26 protein-coding genes and 2 tRNA genes are annotated in these 26,063 nt (G+C 35.3%); 17 read left to right on the forward strand and 11 right to left on the reverse strand.

Annotation, left to right across the window (positions count from 1 at the left end; translation table 11 throughout):
- From C1T31_RS06365 to lspA, 5 genes are all read left to right on the forward strand, one after another.
- A complete protein-coding gene (locus tag C1T31_RS06365; RefSeq protein ID WP_103051640.1) occupies positions 1 to 414 on the forward strand; it encodes an energy transducer TonB in 414 nt (137 codons plus the stop codon).
- A gap of 55 nt (positions 415 to 469) precedes the next feature.
- Entirely contained in the window at positions 470 to 1,378 is a 909-nt protein-coding gene (locus C1T31_RS06370) for a dihydrofolate reductase (protein WP_103051641.1), read from the forward strand.
- A 13-nt stretch (positions 1,379 to 1,391) separates the two neighbouring features.
- On the forward strand, positions 1,392 to 2,288 hold the full coding sequence (locus C1T31_RS06375) for an alpha/beta fold hydrolase (RefSeq protein WP_165780077.1): 897 nt from the start codon (positions 1,392 to 1,394) through the stop codon (positions 2,286 to 2,288).
- An 80-nt stretch (positions 2,289 to 2,368) separates the two neighbouring features.
- Positions 2,369 to 3,262, forward strand: coding sequence for an ACP S-malonyltransferase (fabD, locus tag C1T31_RS06380; protein ID WP_103051643.1), 894 nt, complete (start codon positions 2,369 to 2,371; stop codon positions 3,260 to 3,262).
- Complete coding sequence (lspA, locus tag C1T31_RS06385; protein WP_103051644.1) at positions 3,262 to 3,762, forward strand: signal peptidase II; 501 nt, start codon at positions 3,262 to 3,264, stop codon at positions 3,760 to 3,762. The genes fabD and lspA overlap by 1 nt, the downstream gene beginning before the upstream one ends.
- Before the next feature lie 19 nt (positions 3,763 to 3,781).
- On the opposite strand, the gene C1T31_RS06390 is transcribed toward lspA, so the two are convergent.
- From C1T31_RS06390 to C1T31_RS06405, 4 genes are all read right to left on the reverse strand, one after another.
- Positions 3,782 to 3,973, reverse strand: a complete 192-nt coding sequence (locus C1T31_RS06390; protein ID WP_103051769.1) for a hypothetical protein — start codon at positions 3,971 to 3,973, stop codon at positions 3,782 to 3,784.
- A gap of 166 nt (positions 3,974 to 4,139) precedes the next feature.
- Positions 4,140 to 5,417 carry a metal-dependent hydrolase family protein gene (locus C1T31_RS06395; protein ID WP_207764261.1) on the reverse strand — a complete coding sequence of 426 codons (1,278 nt, stop codon included), beginning with the start codon at positions 5,415 to 5,417 and terminating at the stop codon, positions 4,140 to 4,142.
- Between the two features lie 10 nt (positions 5,418 to 5,427).
- Positions 5,428 to 6,450, reverse strand: coding sequence for a UDP-glucose 4-epimerase GalE (gene galE, locus C1T31_RS06400; RefSeq protein WP_103051646.1), 1,023 nt, complete (start codon positions 6,448 to 6,450; stop codon positions 5,428 to 5,430).
- On the reverse strand, positions 6,443 to 7,600 hold the full coding sequence (locus C1T31_RS06405) for a DegT/DnrJ/EryC1/StrS family aminotransferase (RefSeq protein WP_103051647.1): 1,158 nt from the start codon (positions 7,598 to 7,600) through the stop codon (positions 6,443 to 6,445). Before C1T31_RS06405 ends, galE begins: the two co-directional genes overlap by 8 nt.
- A 115-nt stretch (positions 7,601 to 7,715) precedes the next feature.
- On the opposite strand from C1T31_RS06405, the gene C1T31_RS06410 reads away from it, so the two are divergent.
- Together C1T31_RS06410 and C1T31_RS06415 are read left to right on the forward strand one after the other, a co-directional pair.
- Positions 7,716 to 8,948, forward strand: a complete 1,233-nt coding sequence (locus tag C1T31_RS06410) for a 3-deoxy-D-manno-octulosonic acid transferase (RefSeq protein ID WP_243398901.1) — start codon at positions 7,716 to 7,718, stop codon at positions 8,946 to 8,948.
- 108 nt (positions 8,949 to 9,056) lie between these two features.
- Positions 9,057 to 9,401, forward strand: a complete 345-nt coding sequence (locus C1T31_RS06415) for a hypothetical protein (protein ID WP_103051649.1) — start codon at positions 9,057 to 9,059, stop codon at positions 9,399 to 9,401.
- Between the two features lie 111 nt (positions 9,402 to 9,512).
- Here C1T31_RS06415 and C1T31_RS06420 read toward each other — a convergent pair.
- From C1T31_RS06420 to mutS, 3 genes are all read right to left on the reverse strand, one after another.
- Positions 9,513 to 9,597: transfer RNA gene (locus C1T31_RS06420), tRNA-Leu, on the reverse strand.
- 31 nt (positions 9,598 to 9,628) lie between these two features.
- Positions 9,629 to 9,700: transfer RNA gene (locus tag C1T31_RS06425), tRNA-Gly, on the reverse strand.
- Positions 9,701 to 9,795: 95 nt separating this feature from the next.
- Entirely contained in the window at positions 9,796 to 12,411 is a 2,616-nt protein-coding gene (gene mutS, locus C1T31_RS06430; RefSeq protein WP_103051650.1) for a DNA mismatch repair protein MutS, read from the reverse strand.
- A gap of 122 nt (positions 12,412 to 12,533) precedes the next feature.
- On the opposite strand from mutS, the gene C1T31_RS06435 reads away from it, so the two are divergent.
- From C1T31_RS06435 to C1T31_RS06455, 5 genes are all read left to right on the forward strand, one after another.
- The gene (locus tag C1T31_RS06435; protein ID WP_103051651.1) at positions 12,534 to 13,073 is read left to right on the forward strand and encodes an RNA methyltransferase; all 540 of its coding nucleotides are present in this window, start codon (positions 12,534 to 12,536) and stop codon (positions 13,071 to 13,073) included.
- A 239-nt stretch (positions 13,074 to 13,312) separates the two neighbouring features.
- A complete protein-coding gene (locus C1T31_RS06440; RefSeq protein ID WP_103051652.1) occupies positions 13,313 to 13,846 on the forward strand; it encodes a DUF2975 domain-containing protein in 534 nt (177 codons plus the stop codon).
- A gap of 3 nt (positions 13,847 to 13,849) precedes the next feature.
- On the forward strand, positions 13,850 to 14,053 hold the full coding sequence (locus C1T31_RS06445) for a helix-turn-helix domain-containing protein (protein ID WP_103051653.1): 204 nt from the start codon (positions 13,850 to 13,852) through the stop codon (positions 14,051 to 14,053).
- Positions 14,054 to 14,099: 46 nt separating this feature from the next.
- Positions 14,100 to 14,717 carry a class I SAM-dependent methyltransferase gene (locus C1T31_RS06450; RefSeq protein WP_243398902.1) on the forward strand — a complete coding sequence of 206 codons (618 nt, stop codon included), beginning with the start codon at positions 14,100 to 14,102 and terminating at the stop codon, positions 14,715 to 14,717.
- A 105-nt stretch (positions 14,718 to 14,822) separates the two neighbouring features.
- The gene (locus C1T31_RS06455) at positions 14,823 to 15,425 is read left to right on the forward strand and encodes a hypothetical protein (RefSeq protein WP_103051654.1); all 603 of its coding nucleotides are present in this window, start codon (positions 14,823 to 14,825) and stop codon (positions 15,423 to 15,425) included.
- A gap of 109 nt (positions 15,426 to 15,534) precedes the next feature.
- On the opposite strand, the gene C1T31_RS06460 is transcribed toward C1T31_RS06455, so the two are convergent.
- Both C1T31_RS06460 and folK read right to left on the reverse strand, forming a co-directional pair.
- Complete coding sequence (locus C1T31_RS06460; protein ID WP_165780078.1) at positions 15,535 to 16,020, reverse strand: GyrI-like domain-containing protein; 486 nt, start codon at positions 16,018 to 16,020, stop codon at positions 15,535 to 15,537.
- Positions 16,010 to 17,143 (reverse strand): 2-amino-4-hydroxy-6-hydroxymethyldihydropteridine diphosphokinase, encoded by a 1,134-nt coding sequence (folK, locus tag C1T31_RS06465; protein WP_103051656.1) that lies wholly within the window; start codon positions 17,141 to 17,143, stop codon positions 16,010 to 16,012. Before folK ends, C1T31_RS06460 begins: the two co-directional genes overlap by 11 nt.
- Positions 17,144 to 17,215: 72 nt before the next feature.
- Here folK and C1T31_RS06470 point away from each other — a divergent pair, with 72 nt between their 5' ends.
- The 3 genes from C1T31_RS06470 (at position 17,216) to rpsU (ending at position 20,879) form a co-directional block, all read left to right on the forward strand.
- Positions 17,216 to 17,920: a queuosine precursor transporter gene (locus tag C1T31_RS06470; RefSeq protein WP_103051657.1), complete on the forward strand. Its 705-nt coding sequence runs from the start codon at positions 17,216 to 17,218 to the stop codon at positions 17,918 to 17,920.
- Between the two features lie 90 nt (positions 17,921 to 18,010).
- Complete coding sequence (locus C1T31_RS06475; RefSeq protein WP_103051658.1) at positions 18,011 to 20,638, forward strand: AsmA-like C-terminal region-containing protein; 2,628 nt, start codon at positions 18,011 to 18,013, stop codon at positions 20,636 to 20,638.
- A 46-nt stretch (positions 20,639 to 20,684) separates the two neighbouring features.
- Entirely contained in the window at positions 20,685 to 20,879 is a 195-nt protein-coding gene (rpsU, locus tag C1T31_RS06480) for a 30S ribosomal protein S21 (protein ID WP_103051659.1), read from the forward strand.
- A gap of 60 nt (positions 20,880 to 20,939) precedes the next feature.
- Here rpsU and C1T31_RS06485 read toward each other — a convergent pair whose 3' ends face one another.
- On the reverse strand, positions 20,940 to 21,731 hold the full coding sequence (locus C1T31_RS06485) for a DUF2797 domain-containing protein (RefSeq protein WP_103051660.1): 792 nt from the start codon (positions 21,729 to 21,731) through the stop codon (positions 20,940 to 20,942).
- A gap of 44 nt (positions 21,732 to 21,775) precedes the next feature.
- Here C1T31_RS06485 and C1T31_RS06490 point away from each other — a divergent pair, with 44 nt between their 5' ends.
- The gene (locus C1T31_RS06490; RefSeq protein ID WP_103051661.1) at positions 21,776 to 23,296 is read left to right on the forward strand and encodes a GH3 auxin-responsive promoter family protein; all 1,521 of its coding nucleotides are present in this window, start codon (positions 21,776 to 21,778) and stop codon (positions 23,294 to 23,296) included.
- 226 nt (positions 23,297 to 23,522) lie between these two features.
- On the opposite strand, the gene C1T31_RS06495 is transcribed toward C1T31_RS06490, so the two are convergent.
- The gene (locus C1T31_RS06495; RefSeq protein WP_103051662.1) at positions 23,523 to 24,398 is read right to left on the reverse strand and encodes a MerR family transcriptional regulator; all 876 of its coding nucleotides are present in this window, start codon (positions 24,396 to 24,398) and stop codon (positions 23,523 to 23,525) included.
- 150 nt (positions 24,399 to 24,548) lie between these two features.
- Between C1T31_RS06495 and C1T31_RS06500 the strand changes: the two genes are divergently transcribed.
- Positions 24,549 to 25,979, forward strand: a complete 1,431-nt coding sequence (locus C1T31_RS06500) for a fasciclin domain-containing protein (protein WP_103051663.1) — start codon at positions 24,549 to 24,551, stop codon at positions 25,977 to 25,979.
- Positions 25,980 to 26,063 lie beyond the last annotated feature (84 nt).

A 26,063-nucleotide genomic window follows, 5' to 3' on the forward strand; every position in this document is an offset into this window, starting at 1 on the left:
ATGGTTCTGAGAATACTGCTACTAACGGCTTTTTTATTTTGTAATTCATTATTTTCTCAAGAAAACAATGCTAACAGGCAATTCCCTGTGTATAGAGGTTGTGACCCAGCATTAAGTTATAATACCCAAAAGGAGTGCACTACTCAAAAAATCATGGATTATATTAAAGTTAGTATCAACTATGAGTTGGCTGACAAATTATTTCCTTTAGATAAAACCACACAATTTTTGGTAAGCTTTTCTATTAACAAAAAGGGCAAATTAGAAAATATTACTGCCAAAGCTCACAAACGTGAAATGGCTGCTGAAGCAATCAATGTCCTAAAACGTATGCCAAAATTAAAAAGTCCTGGGTACAAGAATGGTAAACCTGTAAATACAGAAATGGAAATATTGATGACCATATATTTTTAACTTCTTCTTATTAATGCTAGAAAAAAGTTAAATTTACATCAGATAATAACAAGCCATGTTCGGAAAAAAGAAATCCCAAACTCTAGAAATAGATAAAGAGCAGTTAGAACTTATTAAGCATGCTCAAAAACGGATTAAACAAAAAAAACGTTTATACGCACATTTTGTGGTGTTTTTGATAGGTGCTGTATTTTTAATAATTGCCAATTTGGTTTTAAACATAGGAAAAGACGTCACTTTTTTTGGTATAGACTGGTTTGTATATGCTATTTTATTTTGGTTTTTTCTGTTTGTTTATCATCTTTTCAACGTTTTTGTCACATCCAAATTATTGAGCAAAAAATGGGAGGAAAAACAACTTAATGATTTAGTCGCTAAACAAAAAGAACGCATTGCTGAACTTCAAGAACGGGTTGATAAAGACTATCCGTTACCTACTGAAAAAAAAACTCCAGTAAAGAACTCTAAAAACTCTGAAATAACACTTATTGTAGCTGCTGGTGAGGACAATGCTATTGGAAAGGACAATGATCTTATATGGCATTTGAGTGATGACCTCAAACGGTTTAAAAATCTTACGAATGGGCACCACATCATAATGGGTCGTAAAACTTTTGAGAGTTTTCCAAAACCACTTCCAAACAGGACTCATATTGTCATTACACGTCAAAACAACTACCAAGTTCCCAATGGCATTATTGTGGTCAATAATTTAGAAGATGCTTTTGACGCTGCCAAAAATGACAAGCAGCCTTTTGTAATAGGTGGTGGTGAAATTTATAAACAGGCTATGCCTTTTGCAGATAAAATTGAACTGACTCGCGTTCATGGTAGCTTTGAAAATGCTGATACTTTCTTCCCAGAAATTAATAGCTCTGCTTGGAAAGAAGTGACTAAAACGTTTCATGATAAGGATGAAAAACACAACTATGCATTTTCATTTATTACTTACAAAAGAGCTTAACAAGCTCCTAAACATGAGGACTCTTATTATATGGTTTTTGCTAATTACTGCGTATTCTACTCAAGCGCAAACCATGCTTAATATCCCAATTCAAAATGGTAATATACATGTAACCACTTATGGTGGTGGAGAGCCAATACTGATTATTAATGGTGGTCCAGGCATGAATAGCAATGGTTTTGTTTCTTTGGCTCAAGAATTAGGTAAAACCCATCTAGCCATTTTATACGACCAACGCGGAACAGGAAAATCTACTATATCTGAAATTAATTCTGAAACCATGACCATGGACTTGATGGTTTCCGATATTGAAATTATTAGACAGTATTTTGGTTTTGAAAATTGGATAGTTTTGGGTCATTCTTTTGGAGGTATGTTAGCCTCCTATTATCTCAAAAAACAACCTGAGCGTATTCGCGGATTAATTCTATCCGGATCTGGTGGATTTGATTTAAACATCACACGAAATTTAAATTTACTAGCTAGGTTATCTGAAACTGAACGTGATTCACTTAATTATTGGAATCAACGAATCAACCAAGGTGACACCACGTATTTGGCAAGCTATAATCGTGGGAAGTATTTAGCACCTGCTTATGTGTATGATCGAAAACATGTACCTGTCATTGCAGAACGTTTAACACAAGGTAATTCAGTAGTAAATAGTTTAATTTGGCAAAATATGCGTGCCATTGAATTTAATTGCCGTGATGGCTATAGAAATTTCACAAATCCTGTTTTAATCATTCAGGGCAAGCAAGATGTCATGGGAAATACTATTGCCAGAGAAGCTCATAAATTACTCGAAAATTCTGAATTGGTATTTTTGAATGAATGTGTGCATTATGGCTGGCTAGAACAGCCTGAAGGTTATTTTGAAGCTATCCATCGGTTTTTATCAAACTTTTGATAGTTTGATCTTCACCAATAATTACAGAATTCTTTTAAAGATATAATTCCTATTTTTGCACCAAACAAAATTTGAATCACATGAATGCATTTATATTTCCTGGTCAAGGAGCCCAGTTTACAGGTATGGGGTTAGATCTTTATGAAAACTCATCATTAGCTCAAGAATTGTTTGAACGAGCCAATGAAATATTGGGATTTTCTATTACCGACACCATGTTTGAAGGGTCGGCAGACGATTTAAAACAGACCAAGGTCACCCAACCTGCTATATTTTTACACTCTGTTATTTTGGCTAAAACATTGGGAGATAGTTTTAAACCTGATATGGTTGCTGGTCATTCATTAGGCGAATTTTCGGCGCTAGTTGCTAATGGTTCCTTAAATTTTGAAGATGGATTGAGATTGGTTTCTCAACGTGCTATGGCCATGCAAAAAGCCTGTGAATTAAAACCTAGTACCATGGCTGCTGTATTAGGCCTGGATGATGATATCGTTGAAAAAGTATGCGCCATGACTGATGGGATTGTTGTGGCTGCCAATTATAATTGCCCAGGACAATTGGTGATTTCCGGTGAAGTTGATGCTATTAACAAAGCTTGTGAAACACTAAAAGAAGAAGGTGCGCGTCGGGCATTAGTATTACCAGTGGGCGGTGCATTTCATTCACCACTTATGGAACCAGCTCGTGAAGAACTGGCCTCCGCCATTGAAAATACAGCATTTAACAAGCCTATTTGTCCGATTTACCAAAATGTATCTACGACTGCTGTCATGGATGAAAACACCATTAAAGCAAACTTAATTTCTCAATTAACGGCTCCTGTAAAATGGACCCAATCTGTGCAACAAATGATTGCTGATGGTGCAACACTATTCACTGAAGTAGGTCCGGGAAATGTTTTGCAAGGATTAGTAAAGAAAATAAATAGAGACGCCCAAACAGCATCTGCCACATTTGAAACCAACGCTTAATGAAATTATCTAGAACGGCATTTATTGTTCTGTTGATTGTTTTCAATATTGCCATTGATCAAATCTCTAAAATCATTGTCAGGGCCAAAATCACACCTTTTAGTGAAACACCGATAATTGGCGATTATTTTACTTTACATAATGTAGAGAATACAGGAGCCTTTTTGGGAATGGGTAGTGATTTAAACCCAACCTTACGGTTAATCTTGTTATTATTACTTCCAATTGTTGTGCTGGGCTATGTACTATATTATATCATTAAAAATAAAACATTGGATCGCTTTTCTTTAGTGGGATTTTGCTGTATAATAGGCGGTGGTGTTGCCAACGTTTATGATAGAATTGTTCATAAATCCGTGACCGATTTTTTCCATATAGATTTGGGTGGTGTTTTTAAAACCGGTATTTTTAACATAGCCGACATGTCCGTTATGCTAGGTATGGGATTACTACTCTACAGTAGTTTCGCAAATACAAAAAAAGAAAAAACCTCAAACTAAATTGAGGCTTTTTTATGTCTTATCTTGCCAATTCGCAAGCTTCACAATCTTTAACTTCACCATAATAAGTCTCTCGGTACTTATGAATTGTCTTAAAAGGAATACTTAAAAATTGTTTTTTGATATAAGTTACTTTGGTCAATAATTCACCCATTTTTGGTGTGAATCGCTTTTCGATTAGGGTTTCGCGTTTTACTGTAATCAATTTCATAATATCATTTATCATTTGGTACAAAGTAACAAAGGATCTGCCGCTAATCCAAAAAATCAATATTAAACCTTTGTTAATCAATTGATTAATATGAATACCATAATGATATCAAGGTATAATTAAGAAATTTCTAATAATTCCCTGAAATTATTAACAGTCTTAAAAACTATTTTTTATAGATTTTACCCGATTTCATTACAAAAATGACGTTTTCAGTTGTTTTAATATTTTCAACAGGGTTGTCATTGGTGGCAATGATGTCCGCAATAAAACCAGGTTGTAATTGCCCAATTTCCGTTTCCATATTCAATATTTTGGCATTGGTAATGGTTGCGCTTTGTAAAGCTTTCATTTCAGGCATACCAGCTTCTACCATATAACCAAATTCTTTGGCATTTTCACCATGTAAAAATACGCCAGCATCTGTTCCAAAAGCAATACCAACCCCTTTTTTATAAGCTTTCCCAAATGTGTCCTGAATTTTAGGACCAATATCCAACGCCTTTCCTACAACCACATCTGGGTAATAATCTGGAATTTTAGCTTTTTCAGTAACTGATTTTCCAGCCGTAATAGTTGGTACCAAATACGCATCATGCTCTATCATCAATTGCATAGTTTCAGCACTCATTAAGGTGCCGTGCTCAATGGTTTTAACACCACCTAATACAGCACGCTGCATACCTTCATCGCCATGTGCATGTGCAGCAACGTGGAATCCATAATCTTTAGCTGTTTCACAAATAGCCTTTATTTCTTCAAGCGTAAATTGTGGGTTTTGTCCACTTTTAGCAACACTCAAAACACCTCCTGTAGCTGTTATTTTTATTAAATCGGCTCCATTTTTATAGCGTTGTCTAACTGCTTTTTTGGCATCGTCTATACTATTTACCACACCATCTTTTGGACCTGGGTCACCTTGCAATTCATCTTTTACACCATTAGTTGGGTCAGCATGACCACCTGTTGTTGCTAAAGCTTTTTCAGCAGTGAAAATTCTAGGCCCTTCAACTTTTCCTGAATTTATGGCATCACGTAAGGACACATTGATTCCACTACCTCCTAAATCCCTAACAGTTGTAAAACCAGCCATCAATGTTCGTTGGGCAAAATCAATTGTATTATAGGCAACATCGGCGTCATTGAGCGTAAATCCTTCTAAATATTCTTGCGGATTTGTTTCCATTTCCAAATGTACATGCATATCGATAAAACCTGGCATCACTGTTTTATCTTTGAGATCTATGACGCCATCATCTGGTGAACTAGGTTGTATATAACCATCTTCAACTGCCATGATTTTATCTGCACTGATGACAATGGTTTTAGTTTCTAAAACTTTGCCATTTTTGGTATCCAAAATTTTACCACAGTGCAAATAGGTGTTCTGGCCTATTACTGAATTTGCCAATAATAGTGCGAAAAAATAAATGAGATTTTTCATTATGGTGGTTTTATAAGTTTCGAATGTGCTTTTCCCACAACCAGGCAGATTTCATGGCATCATCTAAAGTAGATTTGGCTCGCCATCCCAATTCGAGATTGGCTTTAGTGGTATCGGCATAAGCTTGTGTTACATCTCCTTCACGTCTTGGAGCTATTTTGTAATTCAAGGATAATCCTGTAACACGTTCAAAAGATTGAATAACTTCTAAAACTGAACTCCCTACTCCCGTCCCGACGTTAAAGGTTTCATAATTGCTTTTATTCTGACCTTTTAGTAATCGTTGCAGTGCTACTACATGGGCTTTTGCTAAATCGACTACATGAATATAATCCCTAATACAAGTACCATCTGCCGTGGGATAATCATCTCCAAAAACAGAAAGACAATCACGCAATCCAGCCGCAGTTTGGGTAATAAACGGCACTAAGTTTTGGGGAACACCAATGGGCAACTCCCCTATTTTAGCACTTGGATGCGCACCGATTGGATTGAAATACCTTAAGGAAATAGCTTTTAAAGATTGTACAACATTACAGGTATCCCGAATAATCTCCTCACCTATCTGTTTGGTATTTCCATAAGGCGATTCCGCAGGTTTTATCGGAGCATCTTCGGTTATTGGCATCACATCAGCTTGACCGTAAACCGTACAAGATGAACTAAAAATAACATTTGCTTCTAATAAATTGCATACCTCATGAAGGACATAAACCAAGGTGTTAATGTTATTTTCATAATACATTAATGGTTTCTGTACACTTTCGCCTACTGCTTTACTTGCAGCAAAATGAATAACGCCTTTAATGTCTTGATGCGCCTTGAAAAATTTCTTAACTTTTGATTTATCCTTTAAATCCAATTTTTCAAAAATTGGCGTTTTACCTGTAATAGAAGTTATGCCATGCAACACATCAATGGACGAATTGGATAAATCGTCAATAACAACGACTTCAAAACCTTCATTTTGTAATTCGACAACGGTATGTGAACCAATAAAACCTAACCCTCCAGTAACTAGTATTTTATCCATCAATAAATTCTAAAACTTTTGATGTAATAAAATCAATTTGTTCATCATCCAGTTCGGTATGCATAGGTAAAGAAACAACCTCCTTAACAAGCTGATTGGTTACTGTAAAATCAGCTTCATTGTAACGCTCATCAAGATAGGCTTTCTGTTTGTGCAGCGGTATGGGATAATAAACACCACAAGGAATATCGTTGGCATTTAAAAACTTAACCAAACCATCGCGATCAACACCACTTAACTTAAGGGTATATTGATGAAATACATGGCAATCACAAGTATCACAATTTCCTGAACAGCCATTGCTTTTTCTAAATGGGGTTTCAATCTTAGGGTGATTTTGAAAAGCTTTATCATATTTTGACGCCGCCTTTTGACGTGCTTTATTATAGGTGTCCAAATGCGGTAATTTTGCATCTAGAACAACTGCTTGAATAGAATCTAAACGCGAGTTCACTCCTACAACATCATGATGATAACGCTCATACATTCCGTGGTTTACAATTCCCCTGATTATATGGGCTAAATCATCGTCGTTGGTAAAAATAGCGCCACCATCACCATAACAACCCAAATTTTTTGATGGAAAAAACGACGTTGATGCAACATGACCAATAGTCCCCGTTTTGGCTTTATTACCATTGCTGAATGTGTAATTTGCTCCAATACCTTGCGCATTATCTTCAATTACATATAAATTATGCTCGTTAGCTATCTCCATGATAGATTCCATATCAGCGGCTTGACCAAATAAATGAACGGGAACAATGGCTTTTGTTTTAGGTGTAATGGCTTTTTTGATTGCTTCAACACTAATGTTAAAGTCGTCCGGATTAACATCAACCAAAACAGGTGTTAACTGCAGCAAAGCAATTACCTCAACAGTCGCTGCAAACGTAAAATCTGCCGTAATGACTTCATCACCAGGCTTCAATCCTAGTCCCATCATGGCAATCTGTAATGCATCTGTACCATTGGCACAAGGAATGACGTGTTTTACGCCTAAATAATTTTCAAGATTCTTTTGAAACTCATGAACCTTTGGTCCATTTATAAATGCAGTTGTCTCAATAACTTCCTGAATTGCAGGGTCGACAACGTCTTTTATTGCGGCATATTGACCCTTAAGGTCAACCATTTGAATTTTTTTCATACGTTACGAAATTACAAAATTCACCTTTGCAAACCAATGAATGATTCACTAATAATATTAATTTTAATCGGGATGTTATTTTAAAGAAATGTATTTTAGCAACAAAGTACAAACATTGGGTATTTTATACAATATTGGAATTCTTTTAGCGCAACTTGGCCTCCAGGTGATTGCCTTATTCAACCATAAGATAAAATTAGGCGTTAATGGCCGATCAGAAACATTCCGGATTTTAAAAAAAAGCATCCAAGAAACAGACAAATGTTTGTGGTTCCATTGTGCTTCCTTGGGAGAATTCGAGCAAGGACTACCTGTATTTCAGGAAGTCAGAAAACAGTATCCAGATCACAAGATCGTACTCACTTTTTTCTCTCCATCGGGTTATGAAGTTAGAAAAAACACAACTGTGGCTGACGTTGTATGCTATCTCCCGATAGATACGTCATTTAATGCCAATCGTTTTTTGAAGTTAGTCAATCCGGATTTAACCATTTTTGTGAAATATGACATTTGGCCAAACTATTTAAAGGAACTAAAAAAGCGAGGCCTTAAAGCCGTATTGATTTCAGCCTTATTTCGTGAAAATCAATCCTATTTCAAGTTTTATGGTGGCTTTATGCGAAACAAACTTTTTACGTTTGAACATATTTTCACTCAAGATCTCAATTCGAAGGAGTTGTTGGAGCAAATTGGTTACCACAATACGACTGTATCTGGTGATACGCGTTTTGACCGTGTTCACAGTCAATTAAGCCAAGACAATGAATTAGATTTCATTAAAACTTTCAAAAATGATTCTTTATGTCTTGTTGCAGGAAGTACATGGCCTGAAGACGAAAATGTCTTAATTGACTATATCAATAATGCTCCTGAAAATCTAAAATTTATAATTGCACCTCATAATATCAAAAGTGGTCAAATACAAAAACTAAAACAACATCTCTCTAAAAAAACCGTACTATACTCGGAAAAAAAAGGGCAAAACCTTTCTGAATATTCTGTTTTAATAATTGACACTATTGGATTACTCTCCAAAATTTACAGCTATGCTGATATTGCCTATGTAGGTGGTGCTATAGGCTCAACTGGTTTACACAATACTCTTGAACCAGCGGTATTTGGCATTCCAATTATTATTGGAACCCACTACAATAAGTTTCCTGAAGCTAAAAACATGATTGAAATTGGTGGTATGTTCCCAGTTAAGGATGCCGATTCCTTTAAATTGATAATGAATAAGTTAGCCAACAATGAAGCCTTCAGAGAAAATTCCGGAAGAAAAAACTTTAATTTTATTGAAAAAAATACTGGTGCCGTAATCCAAATTATGAACCACATACGTATATAGTCCTAAAGTGACGTTAATAACAATGTTAAAAAATGTTAAGAAAATTAATTGACATTTCAAATTTGTTATTAAATTCGCATTATTAATTAACACTAAAACTTTAAACTAATGAAAAAATTATTATTAAGTGTTGCTTTCTTATTAGCCTTAAGTATTTCTTTCACATCTTGTAGAGATGAGAAAAAAGGTGATTCTGCAGAGGAAGCTGTAGAAAATGCTGTTGATGCTACTGAAGAAACAATGGAAGATGCTGGTGATGCAGTTGAAGAAGCTGTAGAAGACGCTGGTGAAGCTGTTGACGATGCTGTTGACGCTACTGGTGAAGCCATCGATAACGCTGCTGATGCTGCAGGTGAAATGGTTGACGATGCTGCTGACGCTGTTGATGATGCTGCCAACAAAGCTGCTGACAAAGTAGACGAAAAAGCTAAAGAATTAACAGGAGGTCACTAATCAGTGAATCTTTTGAAATAAAAAATGCCCTCAAAATTGAGGGCATTTTTTAGTTGTATACTTTTTACAATAAAACAAAAAAGCCGAAACATTAGTTTCGGCTTTTTTTAGTACTGAAGGCGGGACTTGAACCCGCACGGCCATAATGGCCATTGGATTTTAAGTCCAACGTGTCTACCAATTCCACCACTTCAGCATCTCGATTTATTTTTCAAGAAAGTTTTCAGAGCGAAAGACGGGATTTGAACCCGCGACCCTCACCTTGGCAAGGTGATGCTCTACCCCTGAGCTACTTTCGCAATTTAAATGAACTTACAATCTTGCGATTGCGGATGCAAATTTAAAATATTTCTAGGAAATGCAAAGCCTTTTTAAAAAAATAATAGATTTTATTTTAGGCATGTTTTTTCTTGACCAACATGCGTTTTATCTCATTGAGTTTCATGAGTGCTTCCACAGGAGTCAGGGTATTGATATCAATATGAAGGATCTCTTCTTTGATGTTTTCCAATAGTGGGTCATCCAAATTAAAGAAACTCAATTGCATCTCATCATCTTTTAACGATTTCACCTTATCAGTCAACTCTTCACTGGAATGCGATTTTTCTAATTTCTTTAATATCTTATTTGCGCGATGAATAACCTGTTGCGGCATTCCTGCCATTTTAGCTACGTGAATACCAAAACTGTGTTCACTACCACCTTCCACAAGCTTACGTAAAAAAAGCACATTATCTTTCAATTCTTTAACCGAAACATTGTAATTTTTGATACGCTCAAATGTTTCCGTCATTTCATTAAGTTCATGATAATGTGTTGCAAACAAGGTTTTAGCTTTCGCTGGATGCTCATGTAAATACTCACTTATGGCCCAAGCAATAGAAATCCCATCATATGTACTAGTACCACGACCAATTTCATCAAGCAAAACCAAGCTACGTTCAGAAATATTGTTTAGAATAGATGCCGTTTCATTCATCTCCACCATAAAAGTCGATTCGCCCATAGAAATATTGTCACTGGCACCTACACGGGTAAATATTTTATCAACAAGACCAATTCTCGCCGATTTAGCAGGCACAAAACTCCCCGTTTGTGCCAACAGTACAATAAGGGCTGTTTGACGTAATATAGCCGATTTACCAGACATATTGGGACCTGTAATCATAATCATTTGCTGTTTTTCACGGTCTAAATAGACATCATTGGCAATATAGGCCTCACTGGGTGGCAACTGCTTTTCGATTACAGGATGACGACCATCTTTGATATCTAAATCAAAGGAATCATCAATTGTTGGATAGGTATAATTATTATCATTGGCCAATTGCGCAAATCCACACAAACAGTCAAGTTGACCAATTACATGCGCATTTTGTTGGACGGGTTTGATGTATTGGGTCATCCATTGAATCAATTCCGAAAACAATTGTTGTTCAATAGCCAAAATACGTTCTTCTGCACCTAATATTTTTGCTTCGTATTCTTTAAGTTCTTCGGTAATATATCGTTCCGCACTAACTAAAGTTTGCTTACGTATCCATTCTTGAGGGACTTTATCCTTGTGAGTATTACGTACTTCGATGTAGTAACCAAACACGTTATTAGATGCTATTTTTAAAGAAGTTATTCCGGTGCGTTCACTCTCGCGCTCCAGCATTTTATCTAAATAATCCTTTCCTGAAGTAGACAAAGCACGCAGTTCATCCAGTTCCATGGAAAAACCTTCGGCAATAGTATGCCCTTTTAATACATTTACAGGTGCATCTTCATTTAAAGTTTCTTTTATTTTTTCACGCAGTAGATCGCAACTTTGTAAGGTATCACCTATAATATTGAGCGCTTCATTATCGGTATTTGTCGCCAAAGCCTTGATCGGAACAATGGCTTCCAAAGAATTTTTTAGTTGAATAACTTCTCTGGGGTTCACTTTCGCAGTTGCAATCTTGGAAATCAAACGCTCCAGATCACCAATGTGCTTGATGTGGTTTTGGATTTTTTGAAGAATGGACTTGTTCTTGCTTAAAAAGTCAACAACCTCATGACGCTGTTTTATTTTTTTGACATCCTTAAGCGGTAAAGCCAGCCAACGTTTGAGCATGCGCCCACCCATGGGTGAAATAGTTTTATCAATAACATTCAGCAAGGTTACCGCATTGTTATTAGTAGAATGATAAAGCTCTAAATTCCGAATGGTAAACTTATCCATCCACACATAATCATCTTCAGCTATGCGACTAATGGATATGATATGTTGCAACTTGTGATGTTGCGTTTCGCTTAAATAATGTAAGATAGCGCCTGAAGCAATGATACCTTCATATAAATCTTCAATACCATACCCTTTGAGCGTTTTGGTATTGAAATGCTTGATTAGAGTTTCATGGGCATAATCGGTTTGATAGACCCAATCTTCTAAATAAAAGGTATGAAAATCCTGACCGAAGGTTTCATTGAAATGCATTCTTTTTTGCTTGGAAACCAATATTTCACTTGGGCTAAAATTCTGAAGTAATTTATCAATATATTCAGCATTTCCTTGGGAGGTGAGAAATTCACCAGTAGAAATATCTAAAAAAGAAATTCCAATAAAGGTTTTACCAAAATAAACCGAACATAAAAAATTATTGGACTTTGATTTCAGCACCTCATCATTCAAAGCAACTCCAGGAGTCACCAATTCAGTTACCCCACGTTTTACAATGGTTTTGGTTTGTTTGGGATCTTCCAGCTGATCACAAATAGCCACGCGTTCACCAGCTTTAACTAATTTAGGCAAATAGGTGTTTAAGGAATGGTGTGGAAAACCTGCTAGTTCGGTTTCGCTCTCACTGCCAGCGCCACGTTTGGTGAGAATAATATCCAATATTTTGGCTGTACGCACAGCATCTTCACCAAAAGTTTCATAAAAATCGCCCACACGAAACAGCAACAGGGCATCAGGATACTTGGCCTTGATGGTATTGTACTGCTTCATTAACGGTGTTTCCTTCTTAACTTTTTTAGCCAATGATTAACTGATTTTTATATGTTACTTTTGCATAAAATGTAGGATTGCTAAAGTACTTATTAATTTAAGGTTTTTAAAACCTGAAACTTATAAGTTATCTACAATTATCATAAGAAATTAACATGCGTAAATTAAAAAATAGCGAGCTGGACCGATTGAGTGTTGATGAGTTTAAAAACACCGAAAAGACGCCTTTAATTATTGTTTTGGACAATATCCGGAGTTTAAACAACATTGGATCGGTGTTTAGAACTAGCGATGCTTTTTTAATTGAAAAAATTTATCTCTGCGGTATTACAGCCAAACCACCTCATAAAGATATCCACAAAACGGCATTGGGCAGTACCGAAACAGTGGCATGGGAATATGTTACAGACACGCTTGAATTGGTTAAAAAACTTCAAGCTGAAAACATAACCGTTTGTTCCATTGAACAAGCCGAAAACGCCATGATGCTTAATGACTTTACGCCCAAACCCGACCAAAAATACGCTCTAGTATTCGGCAATGAGGTCAAGGGTGTCCAGCAAGATGTGGTTTCTAATAGTGATGTTGTTCTGGAGATCCCTCAGTTTGGCACCAAGCATTCCTTAAATATTTCTGTGAGTTGTGGTGTCGTGGTGTGGGATGTGTTTAGTAAACTAGAAAGTTTGTCATCCTGAACGAAGAGGCGTCACACTAAACTTGTCGAAATGCACTCGAAAGATGATTCAGTATCTTATAAACTATTCTCATTTTTCTAAATCTTCTTGTTATTCCTGCGCAGGCAGGTATCCAAGATAATGAATTCCTCACTTGATATGGAGTGAAATATCGGTATTTATTATTTTTTACAAAATATTTATTGTTTTTCAATATATATTTGCCGTTATTTGTTATTATTATTTAAAATAATACTACTATGAAAACAAATAATTTCGTATTCAACTTCTTAAAAATTGTTGCTTGGATCATTTTTGTAGGTTTATGCATTGAGGCAGGAGGCCTTATCGTAAACTTTATTTTCAGTCTTTTCAAACCTGAATTTGTTGAAAATCTGTATCAAAAGTTAGATTTAAGCCAAATGTATGATCGCAGTAAGTGGGCTTACTTTAGCATGTATAGTTTTATCTTAATTATATCCATTCTTAAAGCTATTTTATTTTACCAAGTCATTGTGCTGGTAACCAAAATTGACCTGTCAAAACCATTCAATGATTTTGTATCAAAAAAGATTTCACAAATTAGTTACTACACCTTTTCAATTGGGTTGTTGAGTTATCTAGGTCTTCAGACTGCTAAAAACCTACAACACAAAGGGTATGATACCGATATGCTAAATATGTTTTGGGCAGATAGCCAAGCCTTTATTCTGATGGCAGCTATAATCTATGTTATTGCTATCATTTTCAGAAAAGGGATAGACATTCAAACTGAAAACGAATTAACTATTTAAGCCATGCCAATCATTGTAAATTTAGACGTCATGATGGCGAAACGAAAAATGTCCCTCAACGAACTCTCGGAAAGTGTTGGTGTAACGCTCTCCAACCTTTCCATACTCAAAACTGGTAAGGCCAAAGCCGTTCGATTTAGCACTTTGGAAGCCATTTGCAAGGTCTTGGATTGTCAGCCTGGTGATATTTTGGAATTTGAAGAATAAAACCATGATCAAAAAGTCCAAAAAACCTTGGCCAACTAAAGCCGTAATGGAGCAAATCTATGACCAGCATCTTTGGGGTGGGAAAGACCATGATTTTTATTCGGGAGAAGGTTCGCACAAGGCACATATAGTTAAACCATACATAAAAAGTGTCACATCGTTTCTAAAAAGTCATAAAAACCCTTTAACTGTTTGCGATTTAGGTTGCGGTGATTTTAATATCAGTAAACAATTAGCACCTTTTACCAAAAGCTATGTAGGTATTGATATTGTCGAAGGACTCATTGAAAGAAACCAAAAGCTGTATCAAAATGACAACATAAGCTTTGTGTGTTTAGATATTTCTAAAGACGAACTCCCTAAAGCAGATTGCATCATTATACGGCAAGTGTTACAACATTTATCCAATGCTGAAATACAAGATATTCTTAATAAGTTAACGACTTACCGATACATTATACTCACCGAACACCTTCCAATGGGCGACTTTGTACCAAACCGCAATATTATTTCAGGGCAAGGCATCAGATTGAAAAACAACAGTGGTGTTGATATAATGCAACCTCCTTTTAATTTTAAAGCCAAATCTCAAAGTATCTTAAGCGAAATTGTTTTGGATGATCATAAAGGGCGGATTGTGACGACATTGTATACCAACTATTAGTACAGTTTGATTTTAAAAGTTTAATAGATTACTTTCGTTCACATTAGAATTAATTAATATCCACAAGAATCAATCAAAATAACAATCAATAATACAAATAAACTAATGAGGCAAATTTTTATTCTAATTTTATGTATCTCAATTTTTAGCTGTAAATCTGATAAAAAAAGAAAAGGTGCTCCAATTATTAAATCAACAAATAAAGTCGGAATAAAAAAAATCCAGACCACTAACAAGGATAGCATTGTAGAATATATAAACGTAAATGGGGAGGAATATGTTAATCAAATTTGGGTAGTTAATAAAAAAAATGATACCATTGGGGGTAATTATTTTGAAGCTATTTTTAAAGATACAACTCAACTTGGAGAGGTCACTGAATTTAGATTTATCTTGGAACCAAGAATAAGTTATAATTCAGATATGTATATTTTACTTCCAACTTACGACGAAGAATTAAAGGATGACTTCTCAAATCTTTTTGAAATTGAATTAGATACTTTTTATAGTTTAAAAAACGACAAAATACCTCATCCTGAATTAACAGAATTAGATTTACCCCTAAATCTTATTGTGCATTTTGGGCTTATATATGAGGAATCTGGGAGTAAGAGGGTTCGAGGTGTAATTATTGAGAGAAATAAACTAAATAATAAAAATTTCGGAAGAAGATTATTCTTCGATAAATCACTTTATGTAAAAGAATGAGTCAATAATCACTAATCTTATTGTCAATCACGCTTTTAAAAAATGTAGCTTAATGCTAAAACACAAGAAAGCTATCAACTGATTCATCCTAATTATTTGGACAAAAAAATCAATTCAACCTCACAGGCACCCAAACCTGTTCTTCATTAATTGCGTTTTGCGGATTGTAACTTTCAGGTAACTTTTCAAAATGTGGTCTGTTGTCCAGTTCATATTTAGAATTAGGCAACCAATCGGTTAAAATAGTTTGCCAGAGTATTGGGAAATCGGGCAAGCTACCTTTATAATCAACCAATAAAAAGTCGCCGCCTTTTAAAATGAAGGGCTGCATGCCTTCAGGAACGTGATTATGATTTTCAACTTCAACAGCTACCCATTTGTCAAATGTGGTTTGTGGTGTTATCTTATTAAAATCTTTGTTAGCATAATCTTGAATAGAAAAACTATGTGTTCCTACTATGCCTACAATCTCATGTCTTCTGGGCATGAACTCTCTGGCCAACTGACCCATTTTCATGGGCATGGTCTGAAAATCTACTTGGGCATTCTTGCCAACAACCAAAATATCGTTTTGGGTGATAATGCTATACGCCATTACAAATTTCATTTAAAATCCACAGATAGTCTTCACGGTTTTTTACAAAATCCTTATCCGAAATGTTAATGGTTTTGACATTCAAATCCGTTTGATTTTTTAGGAATTCCAGATATCCTGCATTGATTTTATCTAAATAGTCATTATCGATATTCTGCTCGTAATCGCGACCTCGTTTTTTAATGTTTTCCTGCAAACGCTCCGTGTTCTGATAGAGATACACATACAATTCGGGTTTGGCAATATCCTTATACATCAGGTAAAACAAGCGTCGGTACAATCTGAACTCGTCTTCGGGCAAAGTAATTTTTGAGAAAATTAAAGATTTATAGATGTCATAATCGCTCACTATAAAATCCTTAAACAAATCCAATTGCGATAAATCATCAGAAATTTGTTGGTAACGGTCGGCCAAAAAACTCATTTCCAAAGTAAAGGCATAGCGCTTCGCATCTTCATAAAACTTGGGCAAAAACGGATTGTCGGCAAATCGTTCCAAAATGAGTTTGGCATTGTAATCAATTGAGATTTTGGTAGCCAAACTAGTTTTACCGGCACCAATGTTCCCCTCGATGGCTATGTAATTGAATTGCGACAAACCATATTGCTTACTTGGGTTCTTCAACCAAATATTAATCGATTCCAAAACACTGTCATCACTACATTGCTTCAACAATTCAGAAATAGGTACTTTCAATACAGGATGTTCCTGTTTTGGAGCAATTTCATAGAGTGGCTGTAATACAAATCGACGATTTGGAATCTGCGGGTGCGGAATAGTAAGTTCTTTAGTATGAACAACCTCATCATTAAACAATAAAATATCTAAATCAATTATTCGCGATTCATAGCCACCAGATTGCGAGCGCTCACGACCCATTTGCGATTCGATTTTTAATAGACCCTCCAAAACCTCTTGGGCAGATAAATCAGTTAAAAGCATCAAACAGGTATTCAGGAAATCAGGACCTTTAAATCCTAAAGCTGGTGTATTGTAGACTTTAGCAATTAGCTTCACATTTCCAACTTGTTTAAAAATGGCATCCACTGCCAATTGCAAGTTTTGTAATCGGTCACCTTGATTACTTCCCAGAGATATATAAACAGCATTTTGTTGACTCATAGCGCATGCCAAAATAACTAAAAGAAAATTTAATAGTTTATATTTACAAAGTCTATTTATCCACAATTTTAAATGACTTTAAAAGACCGATTACTAGCCCATCGTATTTATTTACTCCTAGCGGCACTATTCATTACCTCGTTGGTGGTTTCCAATCTCATCTTTCAAAAGTTTTTTTATTGGTATCCTATAGATGTTGAGATTTTTGGAACCAAGTTATTTGAAATTTCGGTGGGTATTCTGCCCTATCCCATTACCTTTTTAATAACAGACTTAATCAGTGAGATTTATGGCAAAAAAGCCGCCAATCAAGTGGTGGTTACGGGAATTTTTGCATCATTTTTCTCCATGCTTATTGTGTATACAGCCAATGCTGTTCCTGCAACAACATGGTCTCCAGTAACAGATGATTTATTTACAACTGTTTTTGGTAGTACGGCTATTGCCGTGTTGGCCAGCATGCTAGCTTACTTATTTGCACAGTTTGTGGATATACAAATCTATCATTTTTGGAAACGCCTGACGAAAGGCAAACACCTCTGGCTACGCAATAATTTTTCAACCTTTTTCTCACAGTTTGTGGATACCTGTACCATTTTATTGCTGCTGTGCTCATTCCATATTATTGAATGGGATAAATTTCTGGGTTTATTGATAGCAGGATTTTTATTTAAGGTGTTAATTGCCATTCTGGACACCCCATTTCTATATCTAGGTGTTTTTCTGTTCAGAAGGCGATTTAAGCTGAAAATCAATGATGAAATCCCTTTGCAGTAATTACTAAAGTTTTATTAAAGTTTTGGTTTCAGGCAACCTTTAGGTTATTCTATACGTATATACTGATAGCTAAACACTTAATCACATTTTATGAAAAAAGTATTCAAAATTATTGGAATTACTTTACTTATCTTCTTACTAATTTTATTCGCAATTCCTTTTGTATTGCAATCCCAAATAGAAACCATTGTACAGCGTTATGCCGACGAAAACCTGAATGCCAAGGTATCTTTTAGTTCGGTAAACTTAAGCTTAATTAAAAGCTTCCCCAATGCACAGGTTGACATTAACGATCTGGCCATAACTACTTACAAACCCTTTGAAGGTGAAACTTTGGCAACATCCAAATCCATTTCATTAACCTTGCCAATTGCCGAAGTTTTTAAGACTTCGGGAGATGAGGCTTTGATTATCAACAAAATTTATGTTGATGAAACCCTTTTAACACTTAAAACCAATAAACTAGGCGATGTTAATTATGACATTTTAAAGCCATCCAAAAACAATGATCAAGATCTTTCTGACTCGAATGGCTTTACATTTGATGTTCAAGACTATCGTATTGAAAACAGTGCGCTTACTTATATTGATGAGACTAATAATACCACATTTTATATAACAGAGTTCAACCATATTGGTAAAGGGACTTTTTCGGGTGATATCTCTGAATTGGAAACTGAAACCGATGCGCGTTTGAGTTTAACCATTGATAGTACCAATTACTTAAACAACAACACCTTAAAACTGGATGCGCTAATTGATTTAGATTTAGCGAACAACAAATACACATTTAAAGAAAACACAGGGTATATCAATGATCTTCTATTGAAATTTGATGGTTTTGTACAACAGGTTGATAATGGCCAGCAATTTGATTTGTCCTTTCAAAATCCTGGTGCTTCATTTAAAGATTTTCTAGCGGTCATTCCGTCCAATTATTCTAAAAGCATTGCCGATGTAGAAACACAAGGTGATTTTAAGGTGAATGGTATCATTAGGGGTCTGCTTTCAGAGGAAACCATCCCAGAATTGGATATTAGTATACTATCAAACAATGCCTCATTTAAATACCCTGATTTACCAAAACGCGTTGAAAATATTTCAATTGACGCTGCTCTAAAAAACACAACTGGTAATCCCGATGAAACCTTTGTAAATATAAACAGGTTTAATTTTAAGATTGATGCAGATGAATTCAAATCGTCTGCAACGCTTAAGAATATTACCGAAAACATGTTGGTGAATGCCAATATAGATGGCACTTTAAATCTTGCCAATATTTCAAAGGCCTACCCTATTGAACTTGAAAAGGAATTGAGCGGTATCCTAAAAGCCAAACTGAATACCGAATTTGATATGAATGCCATTGAAACCAATGCTTATAATCGAATCAAAAACAATGGAACGGCCAGTGTTTCTGATTTTGTGTTTTCTTCTGAAGATATTGTCAATCCCATTCATATAAAAACGGCTCAAATGAGTTTTAACCCAGGAACCGTATCGTTAAATGCATTCGATGCTATTTCAGGCAACAGTGATATTGCGGCTACAGGGACCATTACCAATTTATTAGGTTTCTTATTGAGTGACAAAAACCTTCAAGGAACTTTCAATGTGAATTCCAAACAATTTTTGGTAAGTGATTTTATGGTAGCTGATGACGATTCTATAGAATCGAACAAAACAACTTCCGAAGGTGAATCACTAAAAATCCCAGCCTTTTTGGATTGCACCATTAATGCCAACGTTCAAACAGTAGTTTATGACAACCTCAATCTAAAAAATGTTACGGGTAAACTTGTTATAAAAGATCAAATAGCCAGTCTACAAAATATGACCTCAAACATTTTTGATGGTAAAATGACTATTGCTGGTGATGTTAATACCCAAGCGAAAACACCTTCATTTAATTTAAATTTAGGAGCTGATGGATTTGATATTGCACAATCTTTCACCGATTTAGATTTATTGCACGCTTTAGCACCAATAGCCAAGGTATTTAATGGTAAGTTAAATTCAACAATCAACTTACAAGGTATGCTGAACGAATCGTTTTCACCCAACTTACAGACTGTTTCTGGAAATGCTTTTGCTGAATTAATGACTACCCAATTCAATTCGGACAACAGTACTGTTTTAAAAGCATTGGAAGACAAAATAAGTTTTGTTGACTTTGATAAATTAAATCTGAAGGATTTAAAAACCTCTTTGACTTTTGAGGATGGTGGTGTGAATGTGAAACCGTTTTATCTTAAATATGACGATATTGATATAGCTGTAGCTGGAAACCATGGATTTGACAAAACTATGGACTACGATGTGGTTTTTAATGTCCCAGCAAAATATTTAGGCAGTGACGTAAACAGACTTATAGGACAAATAAACGACCCTGAAGTCAATAAAATTAGTATTCCCGTTACTGCTAACTTGACAGGGTCATTTACAAATCCGCAGGTGAAAACGGATTTAAGTTCAAGTGTTTCCAACTTAATGAATCAATTATTGGAAATACAGAAACAAAAATTATTGAATCAAGGGCAAGACACCGTCAAGGACATTTTGGGAGATATTATTAGTGGGAATTCAGAAAACACCAATGATTCTTCAAGCACACAAGATTCAACTTCAAGCAACACAACTAGCGGTCAACAAACCATTAAAAATATTTTGGGAGGTATTCTAAATAAGAATAAAAAGGAAAAGGATACGCTTAATTAAAATAATAGCCGTAACTTATGAGAAATTTAAGAATTAAACAGAATTTATGATTAAAATAGAGATTAAAGAAGGCGAAAATATCGAAAGAGCATTAAAACGTTACAAGCGTAAACACAGAAACGTTAAGGTTATGCAAAACTTAAGAGAAAGACAATTTTTTACAAAACCTTCAGTTAAACGTAGACGTGAAATTCAAAAAGCATCATACATACAAAGCTTAAGAGATCAAGAAGATATTTAGTCTTTTTAAACTTACACAATTTTAAAAAACGCACTATATTGAAATAGTGCGTTTTTTATTTTATAAACTCAATCCTATCACAAGACCTTCGTTAGATCGAATATTAAAAACCCTATCATCGTCAAAAATCAAATACTGCCCTTTAATACCCACCAGTTTTCCTGAATATTGTTTCTCTTTAACCAAGTTTAAGCTTTTAGGTTTTTCAGGATACTTGTCAACAGGAAAAACCAAATTGGTTTCCGTATTATTAGCAATATAGTAGTCATGCGCTTCTTCAGGAATGTAAGATTTTAAACGTTCACGCCATGCTACCAAATCTTCATCTTGAATGTCATTTTTTAACATGTTGCGCCAATTGGTTTTATCACTAACATGCTCCTTAAGTGCTACCTCCGTTATACCAGCCAAATACCTATTGGGCACCTCAACAATCTCAATGGCTTCATGAGCACCTTGATCTATCCATCGCGTGGGCACCTGACTTTTTCGGGTTACGCCAACTTTAACATTACTGGAATTTGCTAAATACACAATATGGGGTTGCAACTGCACCTTCTTTTCATATTCTAGATCCCGATCTTCTTGATCCAAATGCGCTGTGCTCAATTCAGGTCTCATGATCCAATCGGCAGCTTGCGGAATATCAAAAAAACAGCTTTTACAGAATCCTTGTCTGAATATGGGCTTGTTTAAGCCGCAGTTTAAACACTGATAAACAACAAACTCTAAAGTTATTCGTTTTTCCAATAATTGGTTAATATTGATAAAGTCATTCTCAAACACCAAATAGTATTGAATTGGCTCCAGAAACTCACTCTCCATTTTTGTCAGAACACCTTGGTAGGTCATAAAAAAAAGTATTATTTTTAGTTTTTTTTAAAGATAATGCAAATATGCCAATTCCTATAGTAAATTCAATTGCTTCATGGTTTTTAAAAAAACGATTTCATCAAATTGAATTGTTTCTAAAATACCCCAATGAAGTACAAACAGAATTACTAAACAACTTGTTGGCTAAAGCAAAAGACACCGAGCTTGGTAAAAAATACAGCTTTGAATCCATCAATAGTTATCAAGCATTTACAGAGCAGATTCCCATATCAACTTACGAAGACTATCAAGATTATATTGAGCGATCGCGTTTGGGTGAAGATAATATCTTTTGGCCGCAACCCATAAAATGGTTCGCCAAATCTAGTGGCACTACTAACGCGAAAAGCAAATTTATCCCTGTTAGTGAAGATTCATTAGAGGATTGTCATTATGCAGCGAGTAAAGATTTGCTTTGCATGTACCTCAACAACAATGAAGACTCTCAATTATTCACTGGAAAAAGTTTAAGGCTTGGAGGCAGTAAAGAACTATATAAAGAAAACGGAACCGTTTTTGGAGATCTTTCAGCCATACTTATAGATAACATGCCTTTTTGGGCTGAATTCAGTAGTACACCAAGTAGCAAAGTTTCATTAATGAGTAACTGGGAAGAAAAAATGCAAGCCATTGTAAATGAAACGATTCAAGAAAATGTTACCAGTTTGGCTGGTGTACCATCTTGGATGCTTGTACTACTTAATAACGTTTTGGAGGAAACGGGCAAAAACAATCTTTTTGATATTTGGCCCAACCTAGAAGTCTACTTTCATGGAGGCGTGAGTTTTCTGCCCTATGCTGATCAGTATAAAAAAATTCTACCCAAAAAAGATTTCAGATATTACGAAATCTATAATGCCTCTGAAGGTTTTTTTGCCATACAAGATCAAAATAGATCCAGTGAATTATTGTTGATGTTAGACTACGGCATATTTTATGAATTTATTCCTATGGATACCTATGGTACCAAAAACGAAAAAGTTATTCCATTGAGTGAGGTAGAAGTCAATAAAAATTATGCTGTAATTATTACTACCAATGCTGGGCTTTGGCGCTATAAAATTGGTGACACAGTAAGGTTTACATCTGTTAACCCCTATAGAATTAAAGTTTCAGGAAGAACCAAACATCATATTAACGCATTTGGAGAAGAGTTAATCATTGAAAATGCCGAAGATGCACTGAAAAAAGTTTGTAAAAAAACTAAAGCAGAGATTGTAGATTATACAGCAGCACCCATTTTTATGGATGGCAAAGAAAAAGGAGCTCACGAATGGCTCATTGAGTTCAAGACACCTCCCAATGATATTGATTATTTCAACGAACTGCTAGACAATGCTTTAAAAGCCTTGAATTCAGATTACGAAGCAAAACGATACAACAACATGACGTTGAATAAACCTAAAATCCATATGGCGCGTGAACGTTTGTTCTATGATTGGCTCAAAGAGAAGAATAAATTAGGCGGCCAACACAAAGTTCCCAGATTATCAAATTCACGAAATTATTTAGACGATTTATTAAATCTAAACCACAGCATTTAAACGAATAAATCAACCAAAAAAAAACTGTAATCGAATTTAAAAGGTGGTTAATCTAAAAATTAATACGGTCTCTTTATTCTTACAAAAAAAATGATAGTTTTACAAAGCTATTAATCATTGAACAATATACTTTATCATAATGTATAAGTATTAATTAACAACTATCCATACAACCAAATAAAAAACCCACTCAATCGAGTGGGTTCTTTTTTTTTGATGACATTCATCAATCTTTCTCTTTCAGTTTATCAATAAAATCTTCAGGTGTTGGTAAATAAAAGACCCTTTTATCATTTTTTAATTCATCTATGTTATCAGGGTTACCTGAAACCCACAATGGTGTGTTTCCAGCATGGGCAAAAAGGTCATCAACTTTAGGTATAATTGTTTTATGAATTGGTGTGACGAACATGGTGAACATGACATCTGGTTTGACATCCTGTAAGACCTGTTTCAAATTGACTATGGGAACATTTTGTCCCAAATAGTAAACTTTCCATCCCATTTTTCTTGCGATATAATAAGCAAGTAAAAGACCCAACTCATGGTGCTCATATTCCGTAAGAAACATCACTATTGATGGCGACTCATTTTTTGAATAAGGTAATTGATCAATGGACGAGTAAAATCGTTTTTTAATAAGACTTGATATAAAGTGCTCTTGAGCTGGCATCACTTTATCAATTCCCCAAAGCACACCAACCTGATTTAAAAAGGGATAGATAATTTGAACGGTAGTAGCTAAAAGACCACGTTTGATTATTTGTTCTTTAAAAATTTGATCAAATGCCCTTTCATCCATATCCAACATGGCTGCAATCAGTGCATTTATTTCAGCTTCATGGTGTCCATCTGAAACCTGATTACTAACCGCTTCATGGATTTCAGATTCAGACATTTTATCGATTTTGGAAATCCTGAAACCGTTTTTTGTCAATAGGCTGATGTTCAAAAGCTTTTTAAGTTGAGCATCTGAATAATACCTAATATTGGTATCAGTCCTTTCGGGTTCTATAATATTATATCGTGTTTCCCACTTTCTCAAGGTATGGGCATTGATACCTGTTAAAGTCACGATTTGTGCCATAGTATATTTACTCATGTCTAGCGTTTTACATTACAAACTTATACAAAAAAATGAAAGCACACAATTAATAAATAAATTTTTTGTCTAATTATTTTGTATAATTATTTGACAATTAAAAAATTATTTATACTTTTGTCTAACATATAACATAAAACAATTGACAAAATGAAAACTATTAAAATTACTTTACTATTATTCTGCATGACTTTATTGGGTGTGTCATGTAGTAGTGACGACGACAATTCAATACCCTTTAATCCAACCCCACAACAACAAAATATTGTTGAGATTGCCCTAGACACTCCTGAATTATCGACTTTAGTAGCCGCCTTAACCAGAGCAGATGGAAATTTAGTTGATGTATTAAATGGTGACGGACCCTTCACCGTTTTAGCGCCAACTAACGCTGCATTTACTGCATTTTTGAACCAAAACGGATTTGCTTCACTGGAGGATGTACCTACTGATGTTCTATCACAAATTTTATTAAACCATGTTATCATGGCTGATGTAACATCTAGTGATTTGGTTGCCATGGGTGCAGGTTATGCTTCAGGTAGTGCTACCGGCGCTGCTGGAATGAATATTAGCATCTTCTTTGATACTACAAGCGGTGTTAGATTCAACAATGCTGGCACGGTGACAACTCCAGATATTGACGCTTCTAATGGTACTATACACATCATTAATGGTGTGCTAGGACTTCCAGATATCGTTGACCACGCCATTAACAATCCTTCTTTTACAAGTTTGGTAACTGCTCTTGGTGCTGCTGATGGTGATTTGGTTTCCGATTTAAGATTAGATGGCCCTTATACAGTTCTTGCTCCTGACAATGATGCGTTTGAAACATTTTTGGATGGCACCCCACTAGGAAGTGTTGACACAGCTGTTTTGAGACAGATTTTATTAAATCATGTGTTATCCGCAGCAGTTAATTCAGAATTTCTTATTAATGCAGGTGCTGGATATACCAATACGCTAGCCAATGGAGCTGGTGGTAATGCCATGAGCTTGTATTTCAATACAGACAATGGTGTCATGTTTAACGGTATTTCTTCTGTGTTTGAAGCTGATGTAGTTGGAACTAATGGTATTATTCATGCTGTTGATGCTGTAATTGGCTTACCAACTGTGGTGACATTTGCTGCTGCTGACCCAAACTTCAGCACTTTAGTTTCTGCCTTAACAGACTTGACTCCAGGAACCGACTTTGTAGAAATACTTTCCAGAACATCAGGAAGTAATGCTGATGGTATTAATCCCGATTATACTGTTTTTGCCCCGACCAATGACGCTTTTGATGCCCTAATTGAGGACCTTGGAGGTGTTCCAGACGAATCTACCCTAACTCAAGTATTATTATACCATGTTGCTAGTGAAGCTAATGTGACATCTGGTGATTTAATGCCAGGAGCTAATCCAGTCACTTCTTTGCAAGGAGGATCATTTACTCTTAATGTTCCAGGAACTGGAGACAACATTGCTGATATAACTGATGGTTCTGGAGCTACAGATATTGGTGTTGTTGCTGTTGATGTTCAAGCAGCTAACGGCGTCATACATGTACTCAACAAGGTTATGTTACCAAACTAATATTGAGATTAGTCTTATTTTAATTATCTAAAATTTAAAACGAACTAATTTCAGTTGTTTTAAGTTAGTTAGTTAGTGAGCCGG

The sequence above is a fragment of the Hanstruepera neustonica genome (assembly GCF_002895005.1).
GTDB classification, from domain to species: Bacteria; Bacteroidota; Bacteroidia; order Flavobacteriales; family Flavobacteriaceae; genus Hanstruepera; species Hanstruepera neustonica.

Excerpts from the sequence above, each read along its gene's own strand:
- C1T31_RS06365 (WP_103051640.1), top strand. The coding sequence starts at position 1 with ATGGTTCTGAGAATACTGCTACTAACGGCTTTTTTATTTTGTAATTCA.
- C1T31_RS06370 (WP_103051641.1), top strand. The coding sequence starts at position 470 with ATGTTCGGAAAAAAGAAATCCCAAACTCTAGAAATAGATAAAGAGCAG.
- C1T31_RS06375 (WP_165780077.1), top strand. The coding sequence starts at position 1,392 with ATGAGGACTCTTATTATATGGTTTTTGCTAATTACTGCGTATTCTACT.
- fabD (WP_103051643.1), top strand. The coding sequence starts at position 2,369 with ATGAATGCATTTATATTTCCTGGTCAAGGAGCCCAGTTTACAGGTATG.
- lspA (WP_103051644.1), top strand. The coding sequence starts at position 3,262 with ATGAAATTATCTAGAACGGCATTTATTGTTCTGTTGATTGTTTTCAAT.
- C1T31_RS06390 (WP_103051769.1), bottom strand. The coding sequence starts at position 3,973 with ATGAAATTGATTACAGTAAAACGCGAAACCCTAATCGAAAAGCGATTC.
- C1T31_RS06395 (WP_207764261.1), bottom strand. The coding sequence starts at position 5,417 with ATGAAAAATCTCATTTATTTTTTCGCACTATTATTGGCAAATTCAGTA.
- galE (WP_103051646.1), bottom strand. The coding sequence starts at position 6,450 with ATGGATAAAATACTAGTTACTGGAGGGTTAGGTTTTATTGGTTCACAT.
- C1T31_RS06405 (WP_103051647.1), bottom strand. The coding sequence starts at position 7,600 with ATGAAAAAAATTCAAATGGTTGACCTTAAGGGTCAATATGCCGCAATA.
- C1T31_RS06415 (WP_103051649.1), top strand. The coding sequence starts at position 9,057 with ATGAAAAAATTATTATTAAGTGTTGCTTTCTTATTAGCCTTAAGTATT.
- C1T31_RS06435 (WP_103051651.1), top strand. The coding sequence starts at position 12,534 with ATGCGTAAATTAAAAAATAGCGAGCTGGACCGATTGAGTGTTGATGAG.
- C1T31_RS06440 (WP_103051652.1), top strand. The coding sequence starts at position 13,313 with ATGAAAACAAATAATTTCGTATTCAACTTCTTAAAAATTGTTGCTTGG.
- C1T31_RS06445 (WP_103051653.1), top strand. The coding sequence starts at position 13,850 with ATGCCAATCATTGTAAATTTAGACGTCATGATGGCGAAACGAAAAATG.
- C1T31_RS06450 (WP_243398902.1), top strand. The coding sequence starts at position 14,100 with ATGGAGCAAATCTATGACCAGCATCTTTGGGGTGGGAAAGACCATGAT.
- C1T31_RS06455 (WP_103051654.1), top strand. The coding sequence starts at position 14,823 with ATGAGGCAAATTTTTATTCTAATTTTATGTATCTCAATTTTTAGCTGT.
- C1T31_RS06460 (WP_165780078.1), bottom strand. The coding sequence starts at position 16,020 with ATGGCGTATAGCATTATCACCCAAAACGATATTTTGGTTGTTGGCAAG.
- folK (WP_103051656.1), bottom strand. The coding sequence starts at position 17,143 with ATGAGTCAACAAAATGCTGTTTATATATCTCTGGGAAGTAATCAAGGT.
- C1T31_RS06470 (WP_103051657.1), top strand. The coding sequence starts at position 17,216 with ATGACTTTAAAAGACCGATTACTAGCCCATCGTATTTATTTACTCCTA.
- C1T31_RS06475 (WP_103051658.1), top strand. The coding sequence starts at position 18,011 with ATGAAAAAAGTATTCAAAATTATTGGAATTACTTTACTTATCTTCTTA.
- rpsU (WP_103051659.1), top strand. The coding sequence starts at position 20,685 with ATGATTAAAATAGAGATTAAAGAAGGCGAAAATATCGAAAGAGCATTA.
- C1T31_RS06485 (WP_103051660.1), bottom strand. The coding sequence starts at position 21,731 with ATGACCTACCAAGGTGTTCTGACAAAAATGGAGAGTGAGTTTCTGGAG.
- C1T31_RS06490 (WP_103051661.1), top strand. The coding sequence starts at position 21,776 with ATGCCAATTCCTATAGTAAATTCAATTGCTTCATGGTTTTTAAAAAAA.
- C1T31_RS06495 (WP_103051662.1), bottom strand. The coding sequence starts at position 24,398 with ATGAGTAAATATACTATGGCACAAATCGTGACTTTAACAGGTATCAAT.
- C1T31_RS06500 (WP_103051663.1), top strand. The coding sequence starts at position 24,549 with ATGAAAACTATTAAAATTACTTTACTATTATTCTGCATGACTTTATTG.